2 protein-coding genes are annotated in these 1,468 nt (G+C 36.3%); both read right to left on the minus strand.

The genetic code is table 11. From position 1 onward, the window contains the following. Nucleotides 1-241: 241 nt before the first annotated feature. Complete coding sequence (locus ADA01nite_RS21625; protein ID WP_146812487.1) at nt 242-685, minus strand: PNPOx family protein; 444 nt, start codon at nt 683-685, stop codon at nt 242-244. Between the two features lie 114 nt (nt 686-799). Continuing rightward, nucleotides 800-1,123, minus strand: a complete 324-nt coding sequence (locus ADA01nite_RS21630; RefSeq protein WP_146812488.1) for a hypothetical protein — start codon at nt 1,121-1,123, stop codon at nt 800-802. Between the last annotated feature and the right edge of the window lie 345 nt (nt 1,124-1,468).

The following is a 1,468-nucleotide window of genomic DNA, read 5'->3' on the forward strand; positions in this document are numbered from 1 at the left end:
ACGTAAATATAGATGTTCTTATCCCCTGTGAATTCACTCCTGATATTTGAAAGGAAAAAGGCGGACTGAATCATTCAGTCTGCCTCTCAGCTGTCGGGTCAGCTTATTATCTTATCTTTATATTACAATCATTATTCCTATAAGTAAAGTATGAATTTAATTTTTCTTAACCTTTTCAGCCCGTATCTTTGCTCCCTTTAAAATGTTTATGTTATGTCTTAATAAAGGAAAGGAAAAGGACTTATTCCCTCAAAAGACTGTATATCTCGTTATCGAGTGTAGCAGCAAGAGCAGCGTTATATGTTTTTACATATTCAGGTTCAACCGTTATTTTTCCCCCGTAGAAAATCACATCTTCCACAGAATCAATGGTAACCGTTACAATACGAAGCTTCATTGTCTTCTCGATGATGTCTGACACAATAGCGCTTCCTTTAATTGCATAACAACTACCCGCCCCAATCACACCAAGAGTAATACGGGGTTCAGATTGAATATTTTTAGCACTCGCAGCTTTATGTCCTACAGCAAACTTAATTATATTTCCTTCAGGATGGGCTACTACCCATGAAATCACACTTAAATGTGGTTGTTTACTCTCTTGATCCGTAGTAATAAGGAAAACAATCTTCTCACCTTGTAATAGTTCTATCAATTGAGGGCGTAATGTTTTTTCTGTTGTCATAGAATATCCTCTTCTTTCAATTTTTAGCTAGTCTATTTTCTTCTTAAAGTTGGCTATCATCTCACATTTTTTATGACACTACCAAATAAAAAGACTCCGAAAAAGTTTTTTTGCTTAATCAACATAGCGGTGGTTTTTGATTTCTCTGCTATGCACAAATTCATTGAGCTTTTTTACAAGTCCCCCGCTTCCAAATTGAATCGATTTATGCTTATTTTCTTTATCGCTCACAAATGTTAAAAACGCTATAATACTAGTTCGCCGAGTCAGAATATCTCTTATACCATACTTATAAAACCAGGCATCAATCGTATTGTACACACCCCTGTTTAACCCGTAATAATAATTACAGTACCTGAAAAATTGCAAATCAGGCAGATGTGAATAGTTTTCTCTTTCTAAGGAGCGTTCCCATAAGCTTGGATTTACCTTAGGCATACGCTATTATGTCCTCCTTTATCTGATGATGTAAAAGTTCTATTGAGAAAAATCTTTGCTCTTCCCTTACCTCCCCATAAATATTACCGTTAAAGTCCAAAAGTCTGCTTTTTATGCACGAAAAAAGGCTCTCTGTTTTCCTGCATACTAAACCGGTATGCGGGAAACGAGGAGCCTTCGGTCGTCCGATCGGCGTGTTCATTTTTCTTTATCTTTTTTAGAAGGAGAAGAGGGGGCCTCTGACAAAAAAATGCTTTACCGTTTTTTCCACCTGGGTAATCTGTGAATCATTATACTGTCTTTTTAATTCTTTACGATACCATTGAACTTCTCATGGCTAAAGCT

This window comes from Aneurinibacillus danicus, from assembly GCF_007991215.1.
In the GTDB taxonomy this organism is placed as follows: domain Bacteria; phylum Bacillota; class Bacilli; order Aneurinibacillales; family Aneurinibacillaceae; genus Aneurinibacillus; species Aneurinibacillus danicus.